Annotated in this window: 1 pseudogene; it reads right to left on the bottom strand. The window is 42.5% G+C overall.

Annotation, left to right across the window (positions count from 1 at the left end):
- Positions 1 to 43: 43 nt before the first annotated feature.
- A pseudogene (locus tag AAEY83_RS15545) lies at positions 44 to 268 on the bottom strand (hypothetical protein); the annotation flags it as partial.

Below are 268 nucleotides of genomic sequence, written 5' to 3'. Positions count from 1 at the left end.
ATTACATATTATGATGTCTAAATACCATGCTAGATTTTTAATGCTAGGGCGTATCATCATCCATCTTGATATTCACATGGCGCTTGCCCAATGCTTGACCTTGCAAAATAGCTTTGGCAGCAGTTGCTTCTTGGGCAGTATCGAAGCCGCTAATATGGTACTTACGTGCATTGTCACTATCGACAATTTGTAGCTGTGCGCCGATGAGATTCACTTTATCGCCATCAAGCAGTTGAATATGCGCACGCTTACCGTGATTGTCATGAAC

Origin of the sequence: Psychrobacter sp. TB20-MNA-CIBAN-0197, from assembly GCF_040309765.1 — a bacterium.
Taxonomy (GTDB): domain Bacteria; phylum Pseudomonadota; class Gammaproteobacteria; order Pseudomonadales; family Moraxellaceae; genus Psychrobacter; species Psychrobacter submarinus.
Note: the sequence above shows the minus strand (reverse complement) of the source record. Positions and strands in the feature narration are given on the sequence as shown.